This window comes from Silicimonas lutimaris, assembly GCF_047314965.1.
In the GTDB taxonomy this organism is placed as follows: domain Bacteria; phylum Pseudomonadota; class Alphaproteobacteria; order Rhodobacterales; family Rhodobacteraceae; genus JAVJUV01.
In genome coordinates this window covers 41,298-66,943 of record NZ_JBLBVK010000049.1, presented here as the reverse complement: position 1 = coordinate 66,943, position 25,646 = coordinate 41,298, and the positions used below count along the sequence as shown (strand labels likewise).

The 25,646-nt window shown below is 61.7% G+C and carries 27 protein-coding genes and 1 pseudogene; 14 read left to right on the top strand and 14 right to left on the bottom strand.

The genetic code is table 11. From position 1 onward, the window contains the following. Positions 1 to 156: 156 nt before the first annotated feature. From ACKLNI_RS11350 to ACKLNI_RS11330, 5 genes are all read right to left on the bottom strand, one after another. A complete protein-coding gene (locus ACKLNI_RS11350; protein ID WP_413719183.1) occupies positions 157 to 663 on the bottom strand; it encodes a CarD family transcriptional regulator in 507 nt (168 codons plus the stop codon). A gap of 266 nt (positions 664 to 929) precedes the next feature. Further along, positions 930 to 1,265 (bottom strand): ferredoxin FdxA, encoded by a 336-nt coding sequence (gene fdxA / locus ACKLNI_RS11345; protein ID WP_413719182.1) that lies wholly within the window; start codon positions 1,263 to 1,265, stop codon positions 930 to 932. 51 nt (positions 1,266 to 1,316) lie between these two features. Next, a complete protein-coding gene (locus tag ACKLNI_RS11340) occupies positions 1,317 to 1,685 on the bottom strand; it encodes an RNA-binding S4 domain-containing protein (protein WP_413719235.1) in 369 nt (122 codons plus the stop codon). Beyond that, positions 1,682 to 4,567: a helicase-related protein gene (locus ACKLNI_RS11335; RefSeq protein WP_413719181.1), complete on the bottom strand. Its 2,886-nt coding sequence runs from the start codon at positions 4,565 to 4,567 to the stop codon at positions 1,682 to 1,684. Before ACKLNI_RS11335 ends, ACKLNI_RS11340 begins: the two co-directional genes overlap by 4 nt. Positions 4,568 to 4,637: 70 nt before the next feature. Then, entirely contained in the window at positions 4,638 to 5,192 is a 555-nt protein-coding gene (locus ACKLNI_RS11330; protein WP_413719180.1) for a TlpA disulfide reductase family protein, read from the bottom strand. A gap of 24 nt (positions 5,193 to 5,216) precedes the next feature. Here ACKLNI_RS11330 and argH point away from each other — a divergent pair, with 24 nt between their 5' ends. The 4 genes from argH to ACKLNI_RS11310 are packed head-to-tail and all read left to right on the top strand — an operon-like array spanning position 5,217 to position 7,190. Then, entirely contained in the window at positions 5,217 to 6,605 is a 1,389-nt protein-coding gene (gene argH, locus ACKLNI_RS11325) for an argininosuccinate lyase (protein ID WP_413719179.1), read from the top strand. Beyond that, positions 6,602 to 6,754 (top strand): hypothetical protein, encoded by a 153-nt coding sequence (locus ACKLNI_RS11320; RefSeq protein ID WP_413719178.1) that lies wholly within the window; start codon positions 6,602 to 6,604, stop codon positions 6,752 to 6,754. The genes argH and ACKLNI_RS11320 overlap by 4 nt, the downstream gene beginning before the upstream one ends. After that, entirely contained in the window at positions 6,751 to 6,873 is a 123-nt protein-coding gene (locus ACKLNI_RS11315; RefSeq protein WP_413719177.1) for an argininosuccinate lyase, read from the top strand. The genes ACKLNI_RS11320 and ACKLNI_RS11315 overlap by 4 nt, the downstream gene beginning before the upstream one ends. Further along, a complete protein-coding gene (locus tag ACKLNI_RS11310; protein ID WP_413719176.1) occupies positions 6,873 to 7,190 on the top strand; it encodes a DUF2834 domain-containing protein in 318 nt (105 codons plus the stop codon). Before ACKLNI_RS11315 ends, ACKLNI_RS11310 begins: the two co-directional genes overlap by 1 nt. Positions 7,191 to 7,224: 34 nt before the next feature. Here the strand turns inward: ACKLNI_RS11310 and ACKLNI_RS11305 are convergent, their stop codons facing one another. After that, on the bottom strand, positions 7,225 to 8,790 hold the full coding sequence (locus tag ACKLNI_RS11305) for an inorganic phosphate transporter (RefSeq protein WP_413719175.1): 1,566 nt from the start codon (positions 8,788 to 8,790) through the stop codon (positions 7,225 to 7,227). Between the two features lie 284 nt (positions 8,791 to 9,074). Between ACKLNI_RS11305 and ACKLNI_RS11300 the strand changes: the two genes are divergently transcribed. Both ACKLNI_RS11300 and ACKLNI_RS11295 read left to right on the top strand, forming a co-directional pair. After that, a complete protein-coding gene (locus ACKLNI_RS11300) occupies positions 9,075 to 10,925 on the top strand; it encodes a Na/Pi cotransporter family protein (protein WP_413719174.1) in 1,851 nt (616 codons plus the stop codon). Positions 10,926 to 10,971: 46 nt separating this feature from the next. After that, positions 10,972 to 11,220, top strand: a complete 249-nt coding sequence (locus ACKLNI_RS11295) for a hypothetical protein (RefSeq protein WP_413719173.1) — start codon at positions 10,972 to 10,974, stop codon at positions 11,218 to 11,220. Between the two features lie 30 nt (positions 11,221 to 11,250). On the opposite strand, the gene ACKLNI_RS11290 is transcribed toward ACKLNI_RS11295, so the two are convergent. From ACKLNI_RS11290 to ACKLNI_RS11280, 3 genes are all read right to left on the bottom strand, one after another. After that, on the bottom strand, positions 11,251 to 11,460 hold the full coding sequence (locus ACKLNI_RS11290) for a hypothetical protein (protein WP_413719172.1): 210 nt from the start codon (positions 11,458 to 11,460) through the stop codon (positions 11,251 to 11,253). Between the two features lie 53 nt (positions 11,461 to 11,513). Continuing rightward, on the bottom strand, positions 11,514 to 11,936 hold the full coding sequence (locus tag ACKLNI_RS11285) for a DUF2267 domain-containing protein (protein ID WP_413719171.1): 423 nt from the start codon (positions 11,934 to 11,936) through the stop codon (positions 11,514 to 11,516). A gap of 173 nt (positions 11,937 to 12,109) precedes the next feature. After that, positions 12,110 to 13,309 carry a DegT/DnrJ/EryC1/StrS family aminotransferase gene (locus ACKLNI_RS11280; protein ID WP_413719170.1) on the bottom strand — a complete coding sequence of 400 codons (1,200 nt, stop codon included), beginning with the start codon at positions 13,307 to 13,309 and terminating at the stop codon, positions 12,110 to 12,112. A gap of 33 nt (positions 13,310 to 13,342) precedes the next feature. Between ACKLNI_RS11280 and ACKLNI_RS11275 the strand changes: the two are divergent. Continuing rightward, positions 13,343 to 13,798, top strand: a pseudogene (locus tag ACKLNI_RS11275) (ABC transporter permease); the annotation flags it as partial. Positions 13,799 to 13,864: 66 nt separating this feature from the next. Here the strand turns inward: ACKLNI_RS11275 and ACKLNI_RS11270 are convergent. Further along, positions 13,865 to 14,185, bottom strand: coding sequence for a hypothetical protein (locus tag ACKLNI_RS11270; protein ID WP_413719169.1), 321 nt, complete (start codon positions 14,183 to 14,185; stop codon positions 13,865 to 13,867). Positions 14,186 to 14,313: 128 nt separating this feature from the next. Between ACKLNI_RS11270 and ACKLNI_RS11265 the strand changes: the two genes are divergently transcribed. Further along, positions 14,314 to 15,225, top strand: a complete 912-nt coding sequence (locus ACKLNI_RS11265; protein ID WP_413719168.1) for a LysR family transcriptional regulator — start codon at positions 14,314 to 14,316, stop codon at positions 15,223 to 15,225. Positions 15,226 to 15,377: 152 nt separating this feature from the next. Here ACKLNI_RS11265 and ACKLNI_RS11260 read toward each other — a convergent pair whose 3' ends face one another. Together ACKLNI_RS11260 and ACKLNI_RS11255 are read right to left on the bottom strand one after the other, a co-directional pair. Continuing rightward, positions 15,378 to 16,352 (bottom strand): quinone oxidoreductase family protein, encoded by a 975-nt coding sequence (locus tag ACKLNI_RS11260; RefSeq protein ID WP_413719167.1) that lies wholly within the window; start codon positions 16,350 to 16,352, stop codon positions 15,378 to 15,380. A 52-nt stretch (positions 16,353 to 16,404) separates the two neighbouring features. Beyond that, entirely contained in the window at positions 16,405 to 17,220 is an 816-nt protein-coding gene (locus ACKLNI_RS11255; protein ID WP_413719166.1) for a class I SAM-dependent methyltransferase, read from the bottom strand. 120 nt (positions 17,221 to 17,340) lie between these two features. Here ACKLNI_RS11255 and lysA point away from each other — a divergent pair, with 120 nt between their 5' ends. Both lysA and ACKLNI_RS11245 read left to right on the top strand, forming a co-directional pair. Further along, positions 17,341 to 18,618, top strand: a complete 1,278-nt coding sequence (lysA, locus tag ACKLNI_RS11250; protein WP_413719165.1) for a diaminopimelate decarboxylase — start codon at positions 17,341 to 17,343, stop codon at positions 18,616 to 18,618. A gap of 27 nt (positions 18,619 to 18,645) precedes the next feature. After that, positions 18,646 to 21,231: a TIGR02302 family protein gene (locus tag ACKLNI_RS11245; protein ID WP_413719164.1), complete on the top strand. Its 2,586-nt coding sequence runs from the start codon at positions 18,646 to 18,648 to the stop codon at positions 21,229 to 21,231. 8 nt (positions 21,232 to 21,239) lie between these two features. Here ACKLNI_RS11245 and ACKLNI_RS11240 read toward each other — a convergent pair whose 3' ends face one another. Together ACKLNI_RS11240 and ACKLNI_RS11235 are read right to left on the bottom strand one after the other, a co-directional pair. Beyond that, entirely contained in the window at positions 21,240 to 21,488 is a 249-nt protein-coding gene (locus ACKLNI_RS11240; RefSeq protein ID WP_413719163.1) for a Rossmann-fold NAD(P)-binding domain-containing protein, read from the bottom strand. 97 nt (positions 21,489 to 21,585) lie between these two features. Then, complete coding sequence (locus ACKLNI_RS11235) at positions 21,586 to 22,602, bottom strand: zinc-ribbon domain-containing protein (protein ID WP_413719162.1); 1,017 nt, start codon at positions 22,600 to 22,602, stop codon at positions 21,586 to 21,588. Positions 22,603 to 22,764: 162 nt separating this feature from the next. On the opposite strand from ACKLNI_RS11235, the gene ACKLNI_RS11230 reads away from it, so the two are divergent. The 4 genes from ACKLNI_RS11230 to ACKLNI_RS11215 are packed head-to-tail and all read left to right on the top strand — an operon-like array spanning position 22,765 to position 25,646. Next, the gene (locus ACKLNI_RS11230) at positions 22,765 to 23,442 is read left to right on the top strand and encodes a cell division ATP-binding protein FtsE (RefSeq protein ID WP_413719161.1); all 678 of its coding nucleotides are present in this window, start codon (positions 22,765 to 22,767) and stop codon (positions 23,440 to 23,442) included. Beyond that, entirely contained in the window at positions 23,442 to 24,326 is an 885-nt protein-coding gene (locus tag ACKLNI_RS11225; RefSeq protein ID WP_413719160.1) for a cell division protein FtsX, read from the top strand. The genes ACKLNI_RS11230 and ACKLNI_RS11225 overlap by 1 nt, the downstream gene beginning before the upstream one ends. Further along, a complete protein-coding gene (locus tag ACKLNI_RS11220; RefSeq protein ID WP_413719159.1) occupies positions 24,326 to 25,054 on the top strand; it encodes a lysophospholipid acyltransferase family protein in 729 nt (242 codons plus the stop codon). The genes ACKLNI_RS11225 and ACKLNI_RS11220 overlap by 1 nt, the downstream gene beginning before the upstream one ends. Next, positions 25,041 to 25,646, top strand: a complete 606-nt coding sequence (locus ACKLNI_RS11215) for an MSMEG_1061 family FMN-dependent PPOX-type flavoprotein (protein WP_413719158.1) — start codon at positions 25,041 to 25,043, stop codon at positions 25,644 to 25,646. The genes ACKLNI_RS11220 and ACKLNI_RS11215 overlap by 14 nt, the downstream gene beginning before the upstream one ends.

Here is a 25,646-nt window from a genome sequence, read left to right as displayed (position 1 = left end):
TGAAGAACCTGATAGGGAAATGAATTCCTAAGCCTAGTTCCGGTTTGGGGCGTAAATTTGACCGGTCGATTTGCCCGTGTGCCAGTCGTTTACCGATTGCAAAACAAAAAAACCGCGCCCGAAGGCGCGGTTCCAGCAAACTCGAAGCGTAGTCGATCAGGCAGCGCGCCCCATCAGCACCTCGTCCACCTCTTTCTGGGCGGAGGACTCGTCGGCGCCGCTGACGGCCGCGACTTCGCGGGTCAGGCGTTCCAGCGCGGCTTCGTAAAGCTGACGCTCGGAATAGCTCTGTTCGCGCTGGTCGTCGGCGCGGTGCAGGTCGCGCACCACTTCCGCGATCGCGATCAGGTCGCCCGAATTGATCTTCTGTTCATATTCTTGGGCGCGGCGTGACCACATTGCTTTTTTCACGCGTGCTTTGCCCTTAAGCGTCGACATCGCTTTCGACACAACGTCGGGCGAGGACAGCGTGCGCATGCCCACGTCTGCCGCCTTGTTCGTCGGAACGCGCAGGGTCATTTTGTCCTTTTCGAACGAAATCACGAACAGTTCCAGCTTGATGCCGGCGATTTCCTGTTCTTCGATCGATACGATCTGGCCGACCCCGTGAGCGGGATAGACAACAAAATCGTTGGGACGGAATTCCATCTTCGTCTTGGTCATTCAGTTTTGGTCCTCTGCAACACGATGCCATCAAGCGGCAGAAATACGCCGGGAACACACACATCCTCCCGTCGCTTTTGCCCTGTCGCTTGACGCAGCCCCGGTCCGCATGACGCGGAAACCGACGATTGATCGCTTATGTAATAAGAATATAGCAGAAAAACCGCCCGATTCCAAGTTTTTCCCCAGTTTGGGTTCAGAGCGTCAAGGAATACACGACAATCTTTGAATATATCCCGGAGCGTAAACCGCCGCGGACTGTCGAATCACCCGCCTTCGCCAGGGTTCCCCGAGAAGAGCTCCATTTTCCCTTCCTTGCCGTCCATCTCGTCGGCATTCGGCAAGGGGTCCTTCTTGGTGATGATCACCGGCCACTCTTCCGAGTACTTCCGATTGAACTCCACCCATTTTTCCATATCCGGCTCCGTGTCTGGGCGGATGGCGTCGGCGGGACACTCGGGCTCACAAACGCCGCAGTCGATGCATTCGTCAGGGTGAATAACTAACATGTTCTCACCCTCGTAGAAACAGTCCACCGGACAGACTTCCACGCAGTCAGTGTACTTGCAGGCGATGCAGTTATCCGTGACGACATATGTCATTTGCGGCTCTCTCGGTCGATCAACATTGGTGACCTAGACCGGTCTTTACGCCTATTCAAGACGATGTGGGTCCGAAAGACCAAGACTGCGGCGATCTTTCTTCGTCGGGCGACCTTTTCCCTCGTATCGCGGGTTGGCCGGAACATCGGTTTCGGGTTCAGGGCTGAGATCGGTGTAAAGCGTCTGCGCTTCAGGGGCGGGGCCCCGCCGCGTGGCCAGCTTCTCGACCCGCACGACACGGATTCGGCGGGCCTGCGGGAAGGTCAGGGTCATGCCCGGGCGAAGGGCGAACGCTGGCTTGGCGACATGTGCTCCGTCCACGCGCATCTTCCCGCCAGAAACCAGCTTTGTCGCCAGCCCGCGCGTCTTGAAAAAACGCGCGTGCCAGAGCCATTGGTCGATACGCTGGGTCTCGCTCAGGAGTTCCTGTCCCTCAGGCCCATCAAAGCCTGTGCAAACGGATTGTCCGGGTCGATTGCCTTTTCCTTGCGCGGCGGACGCGCTTCGAAGTTGCGCGGTTTCTGTCCACCATCGCCCTTTGGTCTCGGTTTGCCCTTGCCCTTCGGCTTTCCTTTCTGAGCCTGCGGTCGGCCTCGGTTCTGGCGCTGCCCACCCCGGTTCCCGCCCCAGGTGAAGGTATAGAATACTTCCATCTCGACTTCGGATTCGGCGCCTGGTGTCGCTTCGGCTTCGCTTGCACCTTCCGCGCCTGCGTGAGCCACATTTGACTCCAAAGCGCCGGGTGCTGCCGAAGCATCGGCTTCGCTGGCACCTGCAGTGTCCACGTCCAGGGGCTCGTCTGTTGCTCCGGGTACGGCTTCGACCGTGCTGGCTCCACTCGAGCCGGGATGTGCCTCCATAGCTTCGGCTTCGCCCGGAGCCTCGGTCGCGGTGGCCTCGCTGGCGCCGGCCACCGAGGCTCGGGCCTTGGCGCGTTCACCCTTCTCGGCCTTGTAGCCAAGACCTTCCATGAGGTTCGCGAACTGATCCAGAGTCATGCCGGTTATCGAAAGCATGTCCGGCTTTGCTTCAAAACCGCTCCGGCTGTTCTCGGCGCGCAGCAGGTCGGCCAGCCGCTCCAGCATGTCGATGCGGATCGCGCGGTCACCCGCGGGCTTGTAGCCCGACATCAGGTAAATCTGGGTGTCGATGTCCGGGATCGACGGGATGGTCACCAGTCCGGGCGGCGGGCTTTCCGGGAATTCGTCAAGATTCCGCGCCAGCGACCACAGAACCAGCCGCAGCCGGGTCGGAGCCGGCTTCAGGAGCGCAGGCATGAAGACGGTGAACTGGCCGAAACGGATGCCGTGCTTGCGCAAAAGCGAGCGGGCGTCCTGATCCAGGTCCTTGACTTCGGTGGCAACGACGCGACGGTCGATGATCCCAAGCGCCTCGACGATCCGAAATCCAAAACCGCGTGCCAGTCCGGTCAGCGTCTCGTCCCTCTGGATGTTCACCAGCGGTTCGAACAGCGCGGCGATCTTGCGGTCTATGAAGTGCTGGAGCCGGCGCTGCACCTTTTCGGCGACATCGGACCCGGCCTCGTCATCGACGAAGGCGCGGACCTGGGGCTTCATCGGGGAATCGCCCACGACCAGCTTGCCGACGGCATGCTCGCCCCACATCAGGCCACCCTGTTCGGTGAAGTCCAGTTCCGTGTCCGGCGCATTGTAGAACCTGTCCGCCCGAAGATGGAACTCGGGTCCAAGCGCGGCCATCGCCGCCTGTTTGACAGTCTTGGCCTCGTCGCCGGTTGCCGTCGCGTCCTCGTGGAAACGGAACCCCTCAAGACGACCGACGAATTGCCCTTCGACCGTCACTTCACCCTTATCGTTCACCTCGGCCACAAGGCCCTCCTTTTGCTTCAACCGGCGCAACAGCACAGAGGTGCGCCGATCGACAAATCTTTGTGTCAGAGCATCATGTAGCGCATCCGACAGGCGGTCTTCTACCTTGCGAGTCGCCTCACGCCAATCGCTTTCCTCGTTGGTCCAGCCTTTCCGCTGCGCCACGTAGGTCCATGTGCGGATATACGCCAGCCGCTTCGACAGGGTATCGATGTCGCCATCGGTGCGGTCGATCCGTTTGACCTGTCGCGCCAGCCAGTCGTCCGGGACGCGCCCGTACTCGTGCAGAAAGCCGAAAATCCGTTCAAGAAGCTGCGCATGCTCCTGGTGGCTGATGCCCCTGAAATCCGGCACGCGGCACACATCCCACAATAGCCTGACCGACGGACCGTCCGAGCCGCGGGCGCGCACCTCGGCTACCTCGGACATTGCTTTCAGGGCGATCAGGTCGTCGGCGTCCCGGGCGCGGACAAGCCACTCGTCTTCGGGCGCGGCTTCAAGCGACTGGATCAGCCGGTCGATCGAACCGAACTCCAGCCGGGGGTTGCGCCACTGCAGTTTCTTGATCGGCGTGAAGCTGTGCGAGGTGATGGCGTCGACAATCGGGTCGGGCAGGGGAGAGGCCTCGCCGGTGACCCCGAAGGTGCCCGGACTCATGTACCGACCCGCGCGCCCCGCGATCTGGGCCAACTCGTTCGGCTGCAGGTCGCGCATCCGTCGGCCGTCGAATTTCCTCAGGCCCGAGAACGCGACATGGTCGATATCCAGGTTGAGCCCCATTCCGATGGCATCTGTAGCCACGAGGTAATCGACCTCGCCCTGCTGGTACATCTCGACCTGCGCATTGCGCGTTCGCGGCGATAAAGCCCCCATGACCACGGCAGCGCCGCCCTTCTGGCGCCTGATCAGCTCGGCGATGGCATAGACGTTCTCGACCGAAAACCCGACGATCGCGGCGCGCGGCGTCATCCGGCTGATCTTCTTCGATCCGGTATAGGTCAGTTCGCTGAACCGTTCGCGGCGCTGGAACTGCACGCCGGGGATCAGCGCGGCAATCGCGCCCCGCATCGTGTCCGAGCCCATGAACAGCGTCTCGTGCAGGCCGCGTGCGCGCAGCAGCCGGTCGGTAAACACGTGACCCCGCTCGGGATCGGCGCAAAGCTGGATCTCGTCTACGGCAAGGAAGTCGCAACCCATACCCTCGGGCATGGCCTCTACCGTGCAGACCCAGTACTGCGTCCGCTCCGGCACGATCCGTTCCTCGCCCGTGACAAGAGCGACGACCGAGGGGCCGCGCACGGCGACAATCCGGTCATAGACCTCCCGCGCAAGAAGGCGCAGCGGCAGACCGATCACGCCGGTGCGATGACCGAGCATCCGCTCGATGGCATAATGCGTCTTGCCAGTATTCGTAGGGCCGAGGACGGCCGTTACGTGGCCTTTGCTCTGGGACATCGGGAGAATGCTCGATTGCCGGGCTGCGACGGGGCTTAAAACGTATGCGGATCAGCGGGGCAAGGGAAGATCAGCCTTCCAGCCCGATCAAGGCGCGAATCACAGCCTTCGCGCTGTCGGAATTCCATTCGGCATCGCCGCGCATCCGGGCGATCTCGCGGCCCTCGGGGTCAAGAATCACCGTGATCGGCAGGCCTAGCACACCCATGTCCCGGCCAAGCGCGGACTTTGGATCGAGGTAAAGGGGCAGGTTGTCGACGCCGACCTCCTCGAAGAACTTGCGGATTCCCGGAACCGAGTTCCGCCCCGTCGCGATCGTCAGAACTTCGAACGTCTCCCCGCCAAACTCGCGTTGCAGTTCCGAGAGCATCGGCATTTCCTTGCGGCATGGCGCGCACCAGGTCGCCCAGAAATTCACGACCACGTGCTTGCCCCCGAAATCCGAAAGCCGGAATTCGCCGCCGTCGGGGTCCGTGAATGTCTCGCCCGAGACCTCCACAGGGTCCGAGAACAGAAGTTTCTTCATCGTGCCTTCCCGCGCCGCCTCGGCGGCGGCCACGTCGGCAAGAGCGGCGTTTGCAGTAAACGCGAGGGCCGTGTAGAGGACGGCAAGAAACTTCAGCATGGTCCCTCCAAAGGACGAATTCACATGACCGACAGCGCAAACAAGATGTGGGGCGGCCGCTTTGCCGCCGGACCCGATGCCATCATGGAGGCAATTAACGCCTCGATCGGCTTCGACAAGCGGCTTGCGCGTCAGGACATCGAAGGTTCACGCGCCCACGCCGCCATGCTGGCTGCGCAGGGTATCATTACGGATAGCGACGCAGAGGCCATTCGGGAAGGTCTGCTCACGGTCTTGTCAGAGATCGAGGGCGGAGAATTCGCTTTTTCCACCGCCCTCGAAGACATTCACATGAATGTCGAGGCGCGGCTGAAGGACCTGATCGGAGAGCCCGCCGGCCGGCTTCACACCGCGCGCAGCAGGAACGATCAGGTCGCCGTCGATTTCCGCCTCTGGGTCCGCGACCAGTGCGATGCCGTCATTGCCGGGATCGAGGCGTTGCAAAAGGCGCTTCTCGGGCAGGCGGAGCAGGGTGCCGACTGGGTCATGCCCGGCTTCACTCACTTGCAGACCGCGCAGCCGGTGACCTGGGGTCACCACATGATGGCCTATGTCGAGATGCTGGGCCGCGATGCCTCGCGCTTCGCTGACGCCCGCGCCCGCATGAACGAAAGCCCCCTCGGCGCCGCCGCGCTGGCCGGCACGTCCTTCCCGATCGACCGGCACGCAACCGCCAGGGCGCTGGGCTTCGATCGCCCCTCGGCCAACTCGCTCGACGCGGTGGCCGACCGCGATTTCGCGCTCGAGTTCCTCGCGGCCGCCTCGATCTGTGCCATGCACCTCAGCCGCTTCGCCGAAGAACTCGTGATCTGGTCCTCCGCGCAGTTCCGTTTCGTCCGAATGTCCGACCGGTTCTCGACCGGCTCCTCGATCATGCCGCAGAAGAAGAATCCCGACGCCGCCGAACTCGTGCGCGCCAAGATCGGCCGCATCCTGGGCGCGACAGTGGGTCTTTTCACGGTGATGAAGGGTTTGCCGCTCACCTATTCAAAGGACATGCAGGAGGACAAGGAACAGGTCTTCGACGCCGCGGACAGCCTGATGCTGGCGCTCGCCGCAATGGAAGGCATGGTCAAGGACATGTCCGCCAATCCCGACGCCCTTCGCGCGGCTGCATCCTCGGGGTTCTCCACGGCCACCGACCTTGCCGACTGGCTTGTGCGCGAAGCGGGGCTTCCGTTCCGCGACGCGCACCACGTCACCGGCCGCCTCGTCGCTCTGGCCGAAGACCAGGGCTGCGACCTGCCTGACCTCAGCCTCGATCAGATGAAATCCGCCCATCCTTCGATCACCGAAGGCGTCTATGACGTCCTGGGTGTGGACAACTCCGTCAGAAGCCGCACATCCTACGGAGGCACGGCACCCGACCAGGTGCGCGCGCAGATCGTCCGCTGGAAGGAACGTCTGGAATGAAGAAGCTGGCTTTTGTCGTCCTCATCCTGCTCCCGGCTTGCGAGGACCCGTCGCTGAACGCCGGGCTCTCGATCAGTTCGAGCGGTCTCAGCGTCACCCCGTCGGTTTCAGGGCGTGTCGGCGGCGTCGGCGTGGCGGTCAGCCCATGAGGTGGGCGATCCTCATCCTTGCCCTCGCGGCCTGCGGAGCCGACGGCGAGCCTGAGCCAGTCGAAACCGGCGTGACCGTGTCCGGCGAAGCGCGTATCGGGGTCAAGGGAACGCTCTAATGTCGCCCCTGAGGATGATATACTTGGCCCTCGCGGTCTGGGGCGCAATACACCCCATGTACTGGTTCGTGACCTACATGCGCGAAACCGGCACCGGTCTCTCGGGTCTGATCGACGCTTGGTACGTGAACGCCTCGACAACCGGCCTGACCTGGGATCTGACCATCGCCGCGACCGCGTTGACCGTCTGGATCATCGCCGAGACCCGGGTCCGCCGGAACTGGTCCGCCCTCATCGCGATCCCGGCAACCTTCTGCATCGGCGTCAGCTGCGGCCTGCCGCTGTACCTGTTCCTCAGAACAAGGCCGGTGGGCTAGGGCACGCAGCAACCCGGTTGCCTCGGCTTGCCCGTCAGGGCAGCAACATCCCGCGTATCATGAAGAAAAACATTGCCGAGAGGACAGCGGCAATCGGAACCGTGATGATCCACGCCGCCGCGATGCGCAGCAGAAGGTTACGCTTGACCAGTTCAACCCTGTGAACCCGCCCAAGCCCGCGTCTTTCCTGTTTCCCAAGTAGACGCTCTTCGGCGGCCTGTGCCTTCATATTGCGCAGCATCTCGCCCTTGGTGGCCACGTCGGCGGCCTCGAAACGCGCAAGAAACGCTTCGACGGCCTCTGGGTCGTGGTCGGCGTGATGCTCCCGGATCTGGTCCAGCATGCGCGCATAGCTGGACTTGATGTACTCGCGTAGGAAGCCAACGCCAAAGACCCCACCGACCGCGATATGGGTGGAACTGACCGGAAGCCCCAGTTGCGACGCGATAATCACCGTGATCGCAGCCGCCAGTGCGATGCAGAAGGCCCGCATCTTGTCCAGTTCGGTGATCTCGCTTCCGACCGTCTTGATCAGCTTGGGACCGTACAGCGCAAGCCCAAGAGCAATCCCGATTGCGCCTACCGCCATGATCCAAAGCGGGATCGACGCGCGAGCCGCTACTCCCCCGGCCATGATGGCCTCGTTGATTCCCGCAAGGGGACCGACGGCGTTCGCTACGTCGTTCGCTCCATGTGCAAAACTCAGAAGCGCGGCGGCGAAGATCAGCGGAATCGTGAAGAGGTCGTTGACGCTATGCTTGCGGTTTTCCAGCGTCGCCGTTTTCCGCGCGATATAGGGCCGCATGATCAGGAAGACGGCAACAGCCATGACAACCCCGATAAGAAGCGCAACGGGGAAAGAGACCGAGACGATCTTCTTGACGCCCTTCAGCATCAGGTATGTCGCAAAGGCCCAGGCCATGATCGCGACCAGAACGGGAACCATACGGTTTGCGGCAGCCAGCACATCCTGCTTGTAGGTGATCGTGTGCTTGATGAGATAGAGAAACCCGGCAGCGATTACGCCACCCATGACCGGAGAGATGATCCAGCTCGCGGCGATCTGGCCGACCACGGACCAATCCGCGATTCCCCATCCGGCGGCGGCGATCCCGGCTCCAAGAACGCCACCGACGATCGAATGGGTGGTGGATACGGGAGCGCCCACTGCGGTCGCGAAATTCAGCCAGACCGCAGCGGCGAGCAGAGCGGCGATCATGAGCCAGATGAACGTATCGCGGTCAGCGACAAGGTCGGGATTGATGATGCCGCTCTTGATCGTGCCGACAACATCACCACCCGCGATAAGCGCGCCTCCCGCCTCGAAAAAGGCGGCGATCACGATCGCGCCCGTCAGCGTTATGGCATGCGATCCGACAGCCGGGCCAACATTGTTGGCCACGTCGTTCGCGCCGATGTTCATGGCCATGTAACCGCCAATCATCGCAGCGGCGACCAGAAGGATACCGTCGATCCCGCCGTCCGTCCGAACGATTGTGAACAGCATGATGCCGATGACGAAGATCAGTGCAGTTCCGAAGCGGAACAATTCGTCCCGGTTCCGCTGCACAGCGGTTTCGATGTTCTCCGTTCTCAACAAGGCGCGATCCCCCTGGCTTGCCTGTCTCCCGTATGGACGCGGTTATCTTCAAGCCGACACGCCCCACGCCAATGACACAGGTCAAGGACCGGGCTTTGTGCGACGTGTTGTATCGGGGCGGTAACACCAACTGCGGCGGTTACCAGTCGTTGAAGCCATCGGGAGCAAGGAATGCCTGAGCCGCGGCAGAAAGCCGCTATCGCCCGGAAAGCGAAAACGGGTCACGCAAACCGTGTGACGCGGTCTCCCGGTCTTGAAAAAATGCACTTCGGAGTACCGCGAACATGAAGCGGTACTATCTTCCCGTCGCCATAGGGGCTCTCATCTTGACGTTCTGGGTCAGCCCCGATGCCCAGGAGATAGCGGCGGGTGTCGCGATCTTCCTCTTCGGCATGCTGATGCTTGAGGACGGCTTCAAACTCTTTGGCGGGGGATTCCTCGAACGCATCCTGGAGCGCGCAACGGGTTCCACGCTTCGGGCGATGAGTTTCGGCATCGTTTCGACAACGCTGCTCCAGTCAAGCTCGCTTGTTTCCGTCATTACCATCTCGTTCCTCAGCGCCGGGCTGATCTCGCTGGTCGGAGGCGTCGGCATTATCTTCGGCGCGAACATCGGCACGACTACTGGGGCATGGCTCGTCGCAGGGCTCGGTCTGAAGGTGAATATCGCGGCCTACGCGATGCCGATGATCGCGCTCAGCATCATTCTCGTGTTCCAGAAGTCCAAGGGGCTGCGCGGCATCGGATACGCGCTGGCCGGCCTCGGCTTCCTGTTCCTTGGCATCCATCACATGAAGGAGGGCTTCGAGGCATTCAAGGACCAGATCGACCTGACGCGCTTCGCCCTCGCCGGCATCGCTGGCCTTGTCGTCTATACCGTCGTCGGGACGGTCGCCACGGTGATCATGCAGTCCAGTCACGCAACGATGGTTCTCATCCTGACGGCGCTTGCGTCGGGGCAGATCAGCTACGAGAACGCGCTCGCGCTGGCCATCGGCGCCAATATCGGAACAACGATCACGGCGGTCATCGGATCGCTCAGCGCGAATTTCCAGGGCAAACGACTGGCGCTGGCCCACACCATTTTCAATGTCGTGACTGCGGGCGTGGCATTGGTCTTCATCGCGCCTCTACGGGACGCAGTGGACTGGATCAGCGCCCTTGTCGGGATCGCTCCCACCGATTTCGCGATGAAACTGGCCGTGTTCCACACGGTATTCAACGTGCTTGGCGTCGCCCTGATGCTCCCCTTGCTGAAAAGGCTCATCGCGTTTCTGGAAGGGCGTATCGTCGAGCCCTTGCCAGATGTGAGCCGCCCGCATTTCCTGAACGAAGCCGTCGACGAGTTCCCACAGACGATGGAGATCGCCCTGCGCAAGGAAGTCCTCCATCTCTACGAGAATGCCGCGGAACTGATTTTTCACGGGTTGAACCTGCACAGGCAGCAAATCTTCGCGACCGATGACATCGCCGGAGCCGTGGCGCGAAGCCGAAGGCCCATCGATCTCGACATCGACGAAGGCTACGAGCACCGGGTCAAATCCCTGTATTCGGCGATCGTGGAATTCACCACGCGGGCAGGCGATAAACGCATGGCGCCCGAGATCGCTGACCGGATCTACGCGCTTCGGGATGTCTCCAGCGACATCGTGCAGGCGGTCAAGTCGGTCAAACACCTGCGCAAGAATATCCTGCGCTATACAACCCGCCCCCAGGGTGCCGTCACCGAGTTGTACGACGGGCTGAGAACGGAAATCGCGCGGATCGCAGTGGAAATCCGCAAATTGGGCATTGCGGCGCCCGAGGATCGTAGCGCGCTCTGGCTCGATCAGGAACGGGTCCATATCGAAGACGCCGCGCGTGCGACGACACAGCAGGTCGACGCGCTGATCCGCAGCGGAAGGCTCAGCCCGGCGGCCGCAACCTCGTTCCTGAACGATTCAAGTTATGCCTACAGCGCCATGCGCGACCTGATCGATGCGGCGCGGAGCTATTACGTCGAAAGAGACAGCGCCATGGCCGAAGTCGAACGGCTCCTGTCGCTTGAAGATGAAGAATTGGATGAAACCTTTACCACGCCCGACGCCGGAAAAGAGGCGCAATCGCCTGAAGGAAGCGTTACAAAAACGTCATGAAACGGCTCTATTGCCGTAAGTCAGGGCAACCATCGGAGATGAGTACATGGGTCTGAAGAAACTTGCCGCGAAGGTTGTCGAATACAATGAGCGCCGCGACAGCGGCAAGGCAAGCGAGATAAAGCCCTCCCATGTGAAGAAGGTCCTGAACAAGCTCCAGAAGAAATCGGAGGAACTCGAGGCCGAGATCGCCGAGGTGAACTCCGCGGAAAAAAAGGCTCGTCTCGAGAAGAAACTCGAAGTGGCCCGCGCCCATGTCGAGCGTGCGGAGTGGTTGCTGAAGGAACTTGGCTAAGGCGTCATGCCCAAGGGCTGCGCGGTTGTCCTAGCTTTCCGCCACGCGAAACGCGTCCGCGATGATCTGCGCGCCTTCATGTTGCATCATTGCGGTGGCAAGAGCGATCGCCATGCCGGTATGGGTATGCTCCGTCGCAGGCCCGAATTCGTTCATGACCATGCTCTTCGCGATGTGAAGATATGCCTCTGCTCGGGCCTGAGACAGGTCCATCATCGCATCCAGTTGTGCTGAAGACATCCGCCGCCGCTCCTTTCGTTTCCCGAAATCCTCCGAACCGTGTTGCCCGCCGATCAGAAGATCGCACGGATCTTCTTGGTGAACGTCACCCTCACCTGATCCATCTCGCCTTCCGAGATGTGAGCATCCAGCACATCGAACACAGCCGCGATCGCATGCTCCGCATCTCCCAGCGGATCGGTTTCGAAGGCTTCCTGCACACGGGCAATGAACCCCTCGGGCTTCCGCTCCGTGACCGGTGTTTTCGACGGGTTCCAACCTTCGTAATAGATGCCCCGGATCAGCGTCGGCAACTGAGCGCCAAGTTGCGCTGCTTCATCGGCGCTCAGGTGATCCCGAACGACATGCAGAACCTGCCGGAGCAGCCGGTACGATCGCTGCTTGTTACTCCAATCGGTTCTGTAGTCGACTTCATTGATCCACGCATTCGCATCGTGAACCGCGGTGTCGATGATCTTCAATCCTAGCGCGCTCATGCTTCACCTCTGCTTTGCAGACATTCAGCGCCAGGATGGATGCCATTGCCTTGATCCATCTCATATTGGCTTGTCCGGTCGCCGTCCTGTTGTGGCCGGGCCCAAAACAAAGCGGCAAGGCACGCGCTGCGTCAGCGGCGTTCGTGGTTCGCGAATTCCTCCGCGTGGTCCTATCAGGGGAGAGGATCGCCCGCGACGTCCCGGATGATCCGTCCGATCAGGTGACAGTCCTCCAGCGAGAAGGTCAGAGGCAGCCGCATGTCGAACAGGGTTGCGAGGACCCGGTCGGTATTGGGCAGGCTCTGCCGCTCGGCATAGTGCCAATGCGCATGCGACGAGGTGAACCCGGTTGGCTCCGCCGCGCCGAACCATTTGAGTTCTACGCCGCGCGCGGCAGCACGTCCCACGAAGTCGCGGCACGAGGCGGCGTCCCGGTCCGGCAGGCGGAACTGTATGGAGGATCCGACCATGAATTCCCCGTCCAGACGGCGTGGCAGAACGATCTCGTTCGATCCCTCAAGCTCCTGCGCCACCGCGTCGTAACGCGCGTTCCAGCGCTTCGCATTCTCTTCCAGCGTGGCAAGTTGTGGCCGCAGAATCGCCGCCCGCAGCTCGTCCATGCGGGCCGACATGTTCGCCATTTCGTACCGCGGCACATCGTAGTGTGCAGGCGCGGGTCCTGCTCCGTGGCGCTCGTAAAGCATGTAGCTGCCCGACAGGATCGTCGCCCGCGCTATGAAGTCCGGATCATCCGAGGTAAGGAACCCGCCTTCGCCCGAGTTGATATGCTTGTAGGTCTGTGTCGAAAAACATCCCGCAAGGCCGAAGTTTCCCGACCTCTTGCCGTTCCAGCGCGCCGCCATCGTATGCGCGCAATCTTCGATGACGACCAGACCATGCGCGTCTGCGATGTCCATGAGCCGGTCCATGTCGCAGAGGTGACCGCGCATATGCGACAGCAGCAGAAACTTCGCGCCCGAGCGTTCGGCCTTCGTGGCAAGATCGGTCATGTCGATAAGCAGGTTCTCGTCGATCTCCACCAGTACCGGACGGGCCCCGACCGCATGAATGGCCCCCGGAACGGGCGCCAGGGTGAACGAGTTCGTCAGAACCGGATCATTCGGCGCGACGCCAGCGGCTCTGAGGGCGATCTGCATGGCCTGGCCGCCGGATGCCACAGCCAGGCAGTACGTCGCGCCCTGCCAGCGGGCATAGTCCCGCTCCAGCATGGCGGTTTCGCCCAATTTGCCCGGTTCAACATTGTAGCGATGCAGCCTGCCGCTGCGCAGCACCGCGACCGCGGCGGCGATCGCCTCGTCCGGGATCGGCTCCTGCTGGGTGAAGCTCCCTTTGAAAGTCTCGTTCGAAACCATGGGCGTGAGGTCCTTTCTGGTACGGGATCAGGCCCGGGGTCGCCGCTCGCCCTGATCCCGCTCGTCATCATCTGGTTTGGAATTGGCGAGACGGGCAAGATCATTCTTCTCTTCCTGGCCTCGCTCTGGATCATGGCCATCGCTGCGCGAGCGGGCGTGTCAGGCGTGAACATCTCCAAGGTCCATGCTGCGTACTCGCTGGGCGCCAGCAAGTTCCAGATCATGCGACACGTCATCGTTCCCAACTCGCTGCCCGAGATTTTCACGGGCGCGCGCGTCGCGATGGGGGTCTGTTGGGGCAAGGTCGTCGCCGCCGAACTCGTCGCCGCATCCGAAGGCGCCGGCATGATGATCATGGTCGCCTCCAAGTTCCAGCTGACTGACATCGTGCTGATGGGCATTATCCTGATCGGCGTGATCGGCTCTGGGATTGATATCCTGATGCGCCGTGCCGAGAACTATCTCGTGCCTTGGAAAGGTCGCTGCTGACACTGATCGCACGGTCCGTTTCCGCGCAATCGCCGTGCCGCTTTCCCTGTTTCCCATGTGGCATGCTTAAAGATGCCTGTTCATCTCGGAAATGAGCAGGGAGCGGATGTACCAGGGGACAAAGACCTGTTCTCCCGAGCTTTCCTCGAAATACCCCTTTTCGATGACGCTCCTGATGTGATCCGCAACCTCCGGTCCATAAGAGCTGTCGGTTCTGGCGTCGGTTTGATCCGCGGCTCTTGCTGGTCGACCGGTCCCGTCCCGCCCATCCTCTCCGATCGCCGTGACGAACCGCACTGCTCCTCTGCAAATGGACGACGCAATGGTTCTCGAGGCAGACCTGCCGTTTGCAGCGATCTGTTCGGTTTCATGGGTAATATGTGCCATCGGCTTTCTCCTGATCACCATGAAGGTCTGGGAGAACGATAGGCGTGAACATAGTATTGGTCGATTAGATGGAATAGATATATAAAATCGAAAAATTCGATGGTGTGATCGCGACAGGGCCAACATTCATGAACGCTCAACTCAGCAATATCGACTTTGCCGCTCTCCGCACCCTGCGGCTGGTCTTCAGACGCGGCTCCTTTACCGAGGCGGCAGCCGAGTTGAACGTGAACCAATCGACAGTCAGCTACACGATCGACCGTCTGCGCCGCGCCTTCGATGATCCGCTTTTTGTTCGCCAGGGTGCAACGATCGCGGCAACCGACCGATGCCGCGACATTGTCTCCTCGGTCGAAGTCGTGCTGGGCGAGATCGAGCGCGCGGCAAGCCCGGCAGAGTTCGACCCCGCGGTCGCATCGGCGGATATCTCCATATCGGCCACCTACCTGTCGCGCAGCGTGCTGATGCCGCCGGTTCTGCGTGCCCTGCGCCGGGCGTCTCCCGGCATTCATCTCGAGATGATCACCGGGTTCACCAATGCAAAGGATCACCTTCTCTCCGGACGGGCGGACATTGCCCTTACACCCGTTTCAATCGAGGAGAGTGGAATCTACGGCAAGCGCCTGCTGACCAGCCCCTATGTCTGCGTCATGGACAAGGCGAACCCATTGACGAAGGGGCCGGTCAGCGTCGCGGAATTCGCAAGCGCCCGACACCTTGTCATCCACTACGGCGCGACATGGCGGCCCATCTACCTGCAGAACCTCGATCAGGCGGCCGAAACGATCGATGTCGTCGCCAGCACGCCCGATCCGGCCGATTTGCCGCATCTTATCCCGGGAACAGACCTGGTTTGCGCGTTGCCCGAACTGATTGCGCGCCAGTTCGCGTCCCGGCTCCACATCTCGCCATGCCCGGTTCCGGCTGCGACGGACGTACAGATGTATTGGCCGGCGCGTCTGAACCGCTCGCCCCTGAACGAGTGGCTGCGCGGTTTGATCGAAGACGCGGCGGCATCTGTTGAGCCGACGATGGCCTGATATGACGGGCGGCCGAAGCGCGGGCAGGGGCGCGGGCTCTCGCGGTGATCCGCGCTCATCGGATCGGGCTTCCGCTGCCTTGTGCCATACGAATGCCATACGTTTTGCCGACGTTTCGCATACGCTTTGCCGCAGGAGTTCTTCAGCGCCTTCTAAAGCGTGAAAATGGTCGATCCCGTCGTCTCGCGCGCTTCCAGCGCCCGGTGCGCCTCGGCCACGTCGTCCAGCTTATAGCGTTGTCCGATATTGGTTTTTACCGCCCCGGACTCCAGCTTCGCAAACAGATTCCGCGCCATCTCCTGGCAAACCGCATGGTCCGCGATATGGGCGAAAAGCGTCGGACGCGTGATCTTCAAAGACCCCTTCTGTGCCAACACCCCCAGACTGAACGGCGGCACCGGACCGGAGGCGTTTCCGAAGCTGATCATCATGCCCAGAGGTGAGAGGCAATCCAGCGATCCGTCGAACGTGTCCTTGCCAACCGAGTCCATCACCACGGGAACACCTTTCCCTCCGGTCAACTCCTTGACGCGGCTGACGAAATCTTCGGTTCGGTAGTTGATGCAGACATCCGCGCCGTGGGCTTCCGCCAGCCGACATTTCTCGTCAGAACCCGCGGTCGCTATCAGCCGTATGCCTTCCGATTTCGCCCATTGGCAGGCGATCAATCCGACCCCGCCCGCCGCAGCATGAAACAGTACGGTATCCCCCTTGGCGATGGGTGTCGTCCTGTGGAACAGGGACTGAACCGTCAGTCCCTGAAGCATGATGGATGCGGCATCCTCGAACGAGACGCCATCGGGAAGAGGGCAGACCTGTGCCGCAGGCATCACCCGTGCTTCGCAATATGCGCCTGGTGGATTCGAGGCGTATGCGGCGCGATCGCCGGACTTCAGGTGGCTCACCCCTTCGCCAACCGCCTCAACCACACCCGCGGCTTCCATCCCAAGCGCGACAGGCAGCTTCATCGGGTAAAGCCCCGAGCGGTGATAACAATCGATGAAGTTCAGCCCGATCGCCTCATGCCGGATCCGGATTTCTCCCGGTCCCAGTTCCCCGATCTCGCGATCGACGATTTTCAGAACCTCCGGACCGCCGGTTTCCTCGATGATGACTGTCTTGACCATGATATGTTCTCCCTTTGGGCCAAGAGTGGCGTTCGGTTCGAGAAAGGCAAGATCAGATCGGGGACGCAAGGATATGCGCGACAGGGGCTGGAACACGGTACCCCTTTTCCGTGCGGAAATCGTTCTCGACGGCCTTCCTGACCGCCTCGGCAGCCTTCGACCTGCCGTCCGCATCCAGTGACATCAGCGTAATGCGTGCGCCCACGGTGCCGTTCAGGAAGATATCAAACAGTTCTTCCGCGCTTTCGAGATCCCACGCCAACTGCAGGATTTCATGTCGCAGGACGGCAAGACCTCCTGTGCGCAGCAAACCGGCACTGTCCGCGGGCCGGCCATAGACGAACAGATCCGGCTGTGACGGTGGAGAAATTCCCTCGGGCATATTGGCGCGGGCATTCGCAAAAATCAGCCGGAATGCATCCGACGCTTCCGGGCCGACCCAGGAAGTCATCGAAAACATGCCGCCGGGCTTGAGAACCCGCGCGGCTTCGCCAAGCGCTTTCGGTTGGTCCGGGATGTGCATCATTCCGAAGTTGCAGACGACCGCGTCGAAGGAATTGTCGTCATAGGGCAGGTTCTGCGCATCGCCCCGAGTGAACACAACGCCAGGCGCCGCCGATCGTGCCCGGTTCAACATATCCGGCGAGAAATCCAAGCCCTCGGCATAATGGCCCCGAGCGGCCAGACGTCCCGTCAGCGTTCCCTGCCCGCAGCAAAGATCAAGAACCTTGGTTCTGTCGTGCAACGCCGAAATATGCGCGTCGCAGGCGCTGTCGACCACGGGCCCGAAGCCGCGGATATATCCCTCCACAATATCGGAATCGGCCCATCCTGCCTTTTCCCGTTCTGCAAAGACTTCGTATTCCATCGCGTTACCTCCCCCCAAGCAAATGCTCATGGTCGGGAACGGTTGTGTCAATGGCTGCATCCGTTGCACCTTTCGAACGCGCGGGATATGAGCGCCGGGTCAGAATTGACGGGAAGACCCATGGACCATTTTCTCTATCGAGACGGCATCCTGCACGCCGAAGACGTCGCCATCCCCGAGATTGCGGCAGCTGTCGGCACGCCGTTTTATGTCTATTCGACAGCTACGCTGACCCGGCATTTCCGACTCTTCGACGAGGCGCTTGCCGGTCTGGATCATCTCGTCTGTTACGCAATGAAGGCCAACTCGAACCAGGCCGTTCTGCGGCTGATGGCGTCGCTGGGCGCAGGAGTAGATGTCGTCTCGGGAGGCGAGTACCGCCGGGCCAAGGCCGCCGGTTTTACAGGGGATCGCATAGTATTCTCCGGCGTCGGAAAGACCGCTGAAGAAATGGAATTGTCGCTGACAGGCGGAATTCGCCAGTTCAATGTCGAGAGCGAACCAGAGATGGAACTCCTCTCCGAAGTCGCAAGCCGTCTGGGTGTGGTCGCGCCGATCACCATTAGGGTGAACCCGGACGTGGATGCGAAGACACATGAGAAGATCGCGACGGGAAAGTCCGAGAACAAGTTCGGTATTCCAATCAGCCGGGCCCGCGAGGTCTATGCGCATGCCGCGTCTCTTCCGGGGTTGGAGGTCATCGGTATCGATGTCCATATCGGTAGCCAGCTCACGGACCTCGAACCTTTCGAGCTTGCCTACACCAAAGTCGCCGAATTGACCCGGGAACTGCGCGTGGACGGGCACGATATCCGGCGACTGGATTTGGGTGGCGGGCTTGGCATTCCCTATGAGCGTTCGAACAAGGCTCCGCCACTTCCGATGGAATACGGCGAGGTCATAAAGCGCACCGTCGGGGACCTCGGGTGCGAAATCGAGATCGAGCCGGGCCGTCTCATCGCGGGCAATTCGGGTATTCTGGTGTCGAGCGTGATCTACGTGAAATCCGGCGAAGGCCGCGATTTCCTGATCCTGGATGCCGCGATGAACGACCTGATCCGTCCAGCGATGTACGGGGCTTGGCATGACATCGTACCGGTCAAGGAAGCGCCCGCTGGGACCGAGCTACACCCGATAGACGTCGTCGGCCCGGTCTGTGAAACCGGGGACACGTTCACGCGGCAGCGTCCCCTGCCGCCGATGGTTTCAGGCGATCTCGTGGCCTTCCGTTCGGCCGGTGCATATGGCGCCGTCATGGCCTCCGAATACAACACGCGACCGCTTATCCCCGAAGTTCTGGTGCATGGGCATCAATTCGCTGTCATTAGGTCACGTCCGACCTTTGACGAGATCATAAATCGAGATACCATCCCACAATGGCTCGAGGGATCGGCATAACCCGATTCCGGCCCTATATATGGGCGTATGGCAGAGACGCGCGATCTTTCAGCTGACGCGGCAAGGCGGCTGGCATGGCCCCTGCGGCTGACCCATGCGGGTCTGCTGGCCGAGCGCGTGTTCCGTTCCTTCTGGCCGCTCTGGACCGTACTGCTCCTGACTCTATCCGCATTGATGCTGGGGCTTCACGAGACGCTTCCACTTGAAGCGGTCTGGTCGCTCGGCGTTCTTGCCATTCTGGCCATGGGCGGATCGCTGGTCCACGGCTTCAGCAAGTTCCGCCTGCCGACTCGATACGAGGCGCTCGACCGTCTTGACCGGACGCTGCCGGGCCGCCCCATCGCGGCGCTTTCGGATACTCAAGCCATCGGTGCCGGCGATGAAGCGTCGGAGGCCGTCTGGAAGGCTCACGTGGCCCGCATGAGCGAGCGCATCAGGTCCGCGCGCGCGCCGGAGCCTGATCTCCGGCTCTCGCGGCGCGACCCGTATGCCCTGCGATATGTTGCACTTCTGGCCTTTGTCGTGGCGCTTTTGTTCGGATCTTTCCTGCGCGTCGCGACGGTGACCGAGGTTACAAGCCGGGGCAATGACGTACTTGCGACCGGACCGGCATGGGAGGGCTGGATCGAGCCACCGCTCTACACGGGCCAGCCCAGCCTTTACCTGAATGACATCCAACGCGACGGTTTTTCCGTGCCTCAGGGCAGCCGGGTGACCATTCGTTTCTATGGCGAGGTCGGGGCGCTGACCCTGCACGAGACCGTTTCTGCCAGAACGGAAGACCTGCCGCCAGCAACCGATCCCGGCCAGTCCTTCGAGGTCGTGCAGTCCGGCGTCCTGAGAATCGACGGACCCGCCGGCCGGGAATGGCAGATTACAGCGACAGAGGATTCGCTTCCCGAAATCGAGTTCGACGGGCCGATTGCGCAGGGTCAGGGCGGACGTATGGAAGCGCCCTTTACCGCAAAGGACGACTATGGCGTCGTTGGCGGCCGCATGGAAATCGTGCTCGACCTGCCCGAAGTCGATCGGCGCTTCGGTCTCGCAACCGACCCCGAGCCGCGCGACATGATCGTCCTCGATCTTCCGATGACGATATCGGGGGATCGGCGCGACTTCTCGGAAACTGCGATGGATGATTTTTCGAAGCATCCCTGGGCGAACCTGCCAGTCGCGGTCGAGCTTTTCGCATTGGATGCGGCAGGGCAGGAAGGCCTGTCGGCTCCGCAATTCGCCACGCTTCCCGGTCGCCGTTTCTTCGATCCGCTTGCCAAGGCGATCATTGAACAGAGGCGTGACCTGTTGTGGAACCGCACGAATGCACCCCGCGTCGCGCAGGTGTTGCGGGCTGTGTCGTACAAGCCCGACGATATCTTTCGCTCCGAAACGGTGTATCTGAAGCTGCGCTATGCAGTTAGGCGTCTTGAAACCCGGGTCTCGCTTGAGCTTCTGGATGACGAGATCGTTGACGAGCTGGCCGAAGTGCTGTGGACCCTCGCTTTGGAGATCGAGGAGGGCGACCTTGGCGATGCGCTCGAGCGCTTGCGCCGCGCGCAAGATCGGCTTTCCGAAGCCATCGAGAACGGTGCGACTGACGAGGAAATTGCCGAGCTGATGCAGGAATTGCGCGAAGCAATGCAGGAATACATGCGTCAGCTGGCTGAACAGCAGGGCGATCAGCAGGATCAACAGCTCTCCGAGAACCAGGAGATGCAGGAGATGTCCAGCCAGGACCTGCAGGACATGTTGGACCGGCTTCAGGAACTCATGGAGCAGGGCCGTATGGCCGAAGCGCAGCAGCTTCTAGATCAGCTGCGCCAGATGATGGAGAACATGCAGATCACGCGCGGTCAGCAAGGTCAGCAATCGCCGGGGGAACAGGCGATGGAAGGGCTGGCCGAAACCCTCCGGCAACAGCAGGGGCTGTCCGACGAGGCGTTCCGCGATCTGCAGGAGCAGTTCAACCCGGATGCGCAGGCAGGCCAGTCCCAGCAGAATGAAGGCCGTTCGGGCGATGGCGAAGGGCGCGGTCAGCAGCACAGCGAAGGCCAGGGTCAGGGCCAGCAGGGCCAACAGGGGGGAGGTCGGCAGCCTCAGGACGGCGAGAGCGGGGAACAGAGCCTCGCTGATCGCCAGCAGGCGCTGCGGAACGAGTTGAACCGTCAGATGCAGAACCTCCCCGGAGCGGGAACTCCCGAAGGAGACGCCGCAAGAGAGAGCCTGGGTCGTGCCGGTGAAGCCATGGACGAAGCCGAGGAAGCTCTGCGCGAAGAGGATTTTGCCGGCGCTCTCGACAACCAGGCCGATGCCATGGAGGCTCTGCGTGAAGGGATGCGAGAACTGGCCGAGCAAATGGCCCAGCAGCAACAGAACCAGCAGGGCGGCCAGCAGGGCGATGCGCTGGGGCGCAACAACCCGGACGGCACGCGGGATCCGCTAGGCCGGGATGTCGGGGACAACGGTCGCGTCGGCACCGACGAACAGCTGTTGCAAGGCGAAGACGTTTACCGTCGCGCCCGCGAACTTCTGGACGAGATCCGCCGTCGATCAGGCGAACAAGAGCGCCCGACAGAGGAGTTGGAGTATCTCAAACGGTTGCTGGAGCGCTTCTAGTCGGGGCGTTACCCAAAGTGATTCCCGCCGTCCGTGATCAGAACCTGTCCCGTCACCATGGATGTGACGAGAATTTCCTGCACGTGCTCCAAGACATCGTCCACTGACGTCGTCCGGCCCGAAACTTCCCGGTCATTCAAGTGGCCGACATAAGCGTCCGAAGCACCCGAAGACATCTTCGTTACTTCCGTCAGCCCCGGAGCCGCGCAGTTCACCGTGAGATCAGGAACAAGCGCGGAGGCAAGGAACCGGGACAAGGCTCCCTACTGCTCATTTGGTAGGAGCAAGGACGTAGCCCGACACTCAGGGGTCAGGGTCCGGTTCTCGGCCAAATTTCGCTCTGGCCGGGGCAGCCTAGCCGCCGAACAGCCCGTCGATCCAGTCCCTGGCGCCATTTGCAAGGTCGACATAGACCAGAAGCGCGCCTTCCAGTGACGGCACCGCACCCGCGATGGCCGGTGCCCAGGCATAGGCAATCATCATCAGCACGGCGATGGTGACCATCAGCAGGAAACCGGCCCGGAATCCCCGGCGCTGCTCTTCGTCGGCGGGCGCGGCTTCGACGCGGCCCTTGCGCGCCTTCAGGCTCGAGTTGATCTCGTCGATATCGGGAAGCAGGTCGCGGCGCGGGGCCTCGTACCCGTCGTCCAATGACCGCACACGCCGATCCTGTGCCTTGGGCTTGCCTTTCTTGCCCGCCTCCTCGGTGGCCTCTCTCGCCATCCTTGCGCGCAGGGCGCGAGATGTCGTGTCTCGCTTGCGCACTTCGTCAAACTGCATGTCGGTCTGGGTTTCCAGCCCGGCCGTCGGCGTTGCGCGGCGTTGAGACATCTCAAGTTCGGCCTCTTCGCGCAGGATATCCAAAGCCGCCTGATCGGCAGGGCGCCGGCGCTGCAAATTCGCTCCTGCCGCTGCGGCGGCTGCGAAAGGATCGACTTCGGACGTTTCCTTCTCCACGTCTTCCGATGCAGCCGCGATGGCACGTGCGGCGGTACTCGGGTGTTCCTCATCAGTATCGTCGCCGGTGGCGGGAACTGTGTCCTGCGGTTCCGGTTCTTCGTCACGCTCCTGCTCCGGTTCGGCAGAGGCGACAGCTTCGGGTTCCGGCTCTGGCTCGTAAGTTTCCGCAGCTTCCGGCTCCGGCGCTTCGATATCCGCGGAGCCCGTCTCGGTCTCCGCCACCGCAGGTTCGGCGATAGATTCCTCGGGCGTCTCCTCAGGAGCGGGCGCGTCTGCGAACGCCGGAGGTGCAGGCGGAAGTTCGAACCATGTGTGGCCGCAATTCGAGCACTGCACGTCGCGTCCCTCGTCGGGGATCAGCGACGCGTCAATCTCGTACTGTGCACTGCAATTCGGACAGATCAGCCGCATCTTTAATGTCCTTGCCCCAAATAATAGTCCCCCGCCTTTACGGCTTGAGGTGCACACTGCCTCTGAAGCTATTAACACTTTGGATCCCAACACGGAAGCCGCGAGCGTTGATCCCGGGCAAAGACTGAGGCAAAAGCGTCGCGCGGGAGGCAGGGGGCACGAGTGATCGAATTCGACGATGTTGCCATGGAATATAGCGGGCGTTGGCTTTTCAACGGCGTCTCTCTGTCGCTTGCGCCTGGCAGTTTTCATTTTCTGACAGGACCGTCCGGCGCCGGGAAAACCACCCTGATCCGCCTGTGCTCTCTGGAGATGCAGCCCAGTCAGGGACATGTGCGTCTCTTGGGAGAGGATGTTTCCCGGCTGGACCGGAACGCTGTTGCGCGCATGCGGCAGCGGATTGGCGTGGTCCATCAGGACAGCCGTTTCATCGACCACCTGTCGGTCGCCGAAAATATCCTGCTGCCGGCCACGGTTTCCGAGGGGAGAAATTCCGAGATCGACCGGCATCTGGACGAACTTCTGGGTTGGGTCGGGCTGAAGCCTCTGGCGGAAAGCCGCCCTCCTGAATTGTCGGGCGGCGAACGTCAGCGGGCCGCGCTGGCGCGGGCCGTCATCCTGTCACCGGATATAGTCCTGGCCGACGAGCCGACGGGAAATGTCGATTGGGAAATGTCGCTGAAAATCCTGCGGCTGCTGATCGAGTTGAACAAGCTGGGCAAGACAGTGCTGTTCGCGACTCATGACATGAACCTGATTCGCCAGGCCAAGTCGCATGTGCCGGCCCGCGTGCTGCGGATTCGCGGCGGTGAAGTGGCACTCGCGGGAGCGGAACTCTGATGCTGCGGGAGTTGATAAGACCGGAAGGCATAGCTGAACGCGTGGTGCCGGCATCCGGCTTCACAGCCATGCTGACGATTCTGTCCTCAGCGGCCATGGCCTTTCTCGCAGTGCTGGCAATGGCTCTGGCGCTGGCTGCCGGTGAAATCGCAGCGCGCTGGCAGGCGGAACTGGCCGGAACCGCTACAATCCGTATTTCGGCCCCCGCTGATCAGCGAGAGGCTCAGACAGACGCGGTGCTGACGGCGCTTGCGCAGACGCCTGGGATAGCCACGACGCGGGTGATCGAAGACGCAGAGCAGAGAGAGCTTCTGGCTCCATGGTTCGGCAACGACCTGCCGCTGGGCGCGCTCAGACTTCCGGTGCTGATCGAGGTGACCGAGGAGGGCGACGGGCCTGATGCCGAGGGTCTGCGCCAGCGGCTGGCAGCCGAAGCGCCCGGTGCCGTCTACGACAACCACGGACGGTGGCGGGAACCTCTTGTAGAGGCGGCCAAGCGCCTCAGAGTTATTGGTTTTGCGGCACTCTTCCTGATCGCTGGTGTGACGGCGACCATGATCGCGCTTGCGGCCTCATCTGCGCTGGCCGCAAACAGCCAGATCATCGATGTACTGAGGCTGGTCGGGGCACGGGACGCATGGATCATTCGCGCATTCGTCCGCCGCTTCACCGCGCGCGCGCTGGTCGGCGCAGCGGCGGGAGCACTGGCCGGGCTGATCGCAGTGTTCCTGTTGCCGTCTGGCTCGGAAACCGGCTTCCTTGGCGACATTGGTTTTCGGGGTCTTCAGTGGCTTTTGCCGTTTCTGGTACCACTTGGGGCCGCACTCCTGGCCTATGCGGCCACCCACGTCGCAGCGGCGCGTCGCCTGAAAGAGGTGTCTTGATGCAACTTGTCCGGTCACTCGTCTTCAACGCCTCCATCTACGTGATGATGCTGGTCTACGCGATCGCGTTCTTCATTCCCGCACTCCTCAGTCGGGACTGGGCGCACAAGGCCTGCGACGCATGGTGCGCCTACGTGATCTGGGCGGCGCGCTGGATGGTCGGGCTTCGGGCGGAGGTGCGCGGAACGCCGCCAAGTGGCGAGGTCATGATCGCGGCCAAACACCAGTCGTTCTTTGACATCATCCTGATCTATCACGCGGTCCCGCGCGCAAAGTTCATCATGAAGCGCGAGCTGATGTATGCCCCGATCCTCGGCCAGTACGCTTTGCGGATCGGCTGCGTGCCCGTTGATCGTGGCAAGCGCGGCGCCGCGATCGCAAAAATGAAGCAAGCTGTCGAACGCGGAAGCGCTGACCCTGGCCAGTTGGTCATCTATCCGCAGGGAACGCGCGTCGCGCCCGGCGACAAGAAGCCCTACAAGGTCGGAACCGCCGCGCTTTACCAGCAACTCGGACAGCCCTGTGTGCCGGTTGCCGCCAATGTTGGCTGCTTTTGGCCAAAGCGCGGTTTCCTGCGGAAACCGGGTGTTTGTGTCGTCGAATTTCTCGAGCCAATCGAAACGGGACTTGAGATCAAGGCATTCATGGCTCGCCTGGAGGACGCCGTGGAAACCGCGTCCGACAAGCTTATCGCCGAGGCGAGGGAGCAGATGAATGAAGCTCATTGAGACGGTCGAGGAACTCGAGACGCTCTACAGGCCGGCGGTTCCCGCCTCGCTTTCCAAGGTCGTGACCCGCCTCGAAGGCGAGCACGCCCGCTGGATCCAGGCGTCGCGCTTCGTCATCCTGTCGACGGTGGGTCCCGAGGGCACCGACGGCTCGCCGCGAGGCGACATCGGACCTGTTGCCCGGATCGTAGATCCGGTTACCCTCGCAATTCCGGATTGGCGGGGGAACAACCGTCTGGACACCCTGCGGAACATCGTGCGCGACGGGCGCATATCGCTGATGTTCATGGTGCCCGGCGCGACATCGGTGGTACGTGTGAACGGGCGCGCCAAACTGACGACCGATCCCGATATGATCACCTCGTTCGAGAACAAGGGAATGCATCCCGCCACCGCGATCCTCGTGACCGTCTCGGAGATCTATGTCCAGTGCTCCAAGGCCATCCTGCGCTCTGATCTCTGGCGCGAAGGAGACCGGTCCGCCGAGGTTCCCACATCGGGCGACCTGATCGCCGAAGGGTCCGGCGGGCGCCATGGCGGCGCCGCATACGACGATCGATACGAGGAGCGGGCTCAGGACCGCTTGTGGTAG

Bases quoted from the DNA above. Each gene is read 5' to 3' on its own strand.
- ACKLNI_RS11265 (WP_413719168.1), top strand. From the start codon at position 14,314: ATGAACGCTCAACTCAGCAATATCGACTTTGCCGCTCTCCGCACCCTG.
- ACKLNI_RS11290 (WP_413719172.1), bottom strand. From the start codon at position 11,460: ATGTCTTCAGCACAACTGGATGCGATGATGGACCTGTCTCAGGCCCGA.
- ACKLNI_RS11215 (WP_413719158.1), top strand. From the start codon at position 25,041: ATGAAGCTCATTGAGACGGTCGAGGAACTCGAGACGCTCTACAGGCCG.
- lysA (WP_413719165.1), top strand. From the start codon at position 17,341: ATGGACCATTTTCTCTATCGAGACGGCATCCTGCACGCCGAAGACGTC.
- ACKLNI_RS11255 (WP_413719166.1), bottom strand. From the start codon at position 17,220: ATGGAATACGAAGTCTTTGCAGAACGGGAAAAGGCAGGATGGGCCGAT.
- ACKLNI_RS11280 (WP_413719170.1), bottom strand. From the start codon at position 13,309: ATGGTTTCGAACGAGACTTTCAAAGGGAGCTTCACCCAGCAGGAGCCG.
- ACKLNI_RS11220 (WP_413719159.1), top strand. From the start codon at position 24,326: ATGCAACTTGTCCGGTCACTCGTCTTCAACGCCTCCATCTACGTGATG.
- argH (WP_413719179.1), top strand. From the start codon at position 5,217: ATGACCGACAGCGCAAACAAGATGTGGGGCGGCCGCTTTGCCGCCGGA.
- ACKLNI_RS11225 (WP_413719160.1), top strand. From the start codon at position 23,442: ATGCTGCGGGAGTTGATAAGACCGGAAGGCATAGCTGAACGCGTGGTG.
- ACKLNI_RS11285 (WP_413719171.1), bottom strand. From the start codon at position 11,936: ATGAGCGCGCTAGGATTGAAGATCATCGACACCGCGGTTCACGATGCG.
- ACKLNI_RS11320 (WP_413719178.1), top strand. From the start codon at position 6,602: ATGAAGAAGCTGGCTTTTGTCGTCCTCATCCTGCTCCCGGCTTGCGAG.
- ACKLNI_RS11300 (WP_413719174.1), top strand. From the start codon at position 9,075: ATGAAGCGGTACTATCTTCCCGTCGCCATAGGGGCTCTCATCTTGACG.
- ACKLNI_RS11315 (WP_413719177.1), top strand. From the start codon at position 6,751: ATGAGGTGGGCGATCCTCATCCTTGCCCTCGCGGCCTGCGGAGCCGAC.
- ACKLNI_RS11245 (WP_413719164.1), top strand. From the start codon at position 18,646: ATGGCAGAGACGCGCGATCTTTCAGCTGACGCGGCAAGGCGGCTGGCA.
- ACKLNI_RS11310 (WP_413719176.1), top strand. From the start codon at position 6,873: ATGTCGCCCCTGAGGATGATATACTTGGCCCTCGCGGTCTGGGGCGCA.
- ACKLNI_RS11335 (WP_413719181.1), bottom strand. From the start codon at position 4,567: ATGTCCCAGAGCAAAGGCCACGTAACGGCCGTCCTCGGCCCTACGAAT.
- fdxA (WP_413719182.1), bottom strand. From the start codon at position 1,265: ATGACATATGTCGTCACGGATAACTGCATCGCCTGCAAGTACACTGAC.
- ACKLNI_RS11350 (WP_413719183.1), bottom strand. From the start codon at position 663: ATGACCAAGACGAAGATGGAATTCCGTCCCAACGATTTTGTTGTCTAT.
- ACKLNI_RS11260 (WP_413719167.1), bottom strand. From the start codon at position 16,352: ATGGTCAAGACAGTCATCATCGAGGAAACCGGCGGTCCGGAGGTTCTG.
- ACKLNI_RS11295 (WP_413719173.1), top strand. From the start codon at position 10,972: ATGGGTCTGAAGAAACTTGCCGCGAAGGTTGTCGAATACAATGAGCGC.
- ACKLNI_RS11270 (WP_413719169.1), bottom strand. From the start codon at position 14,185: ATGGCACATATTACCCATGAAACCGAACAGATCGCTGCAAACGGCAGG.
- ACKLNI_RS11330 (WP_413719180.1), bottom strand. From the start codon at position 5,192: ATGCTGAAGTTTCTTGCCGTCCTCTACACGGCCCTCGCGTTTACTGCA.
- ACKLNI_RS11235 (WP_413719162.1), bottom strand. From the start codon at position 22,602: ATGCGGCTGATCTGTCCGAATTGCAGTGCACAGTACGAGATTGACGCG.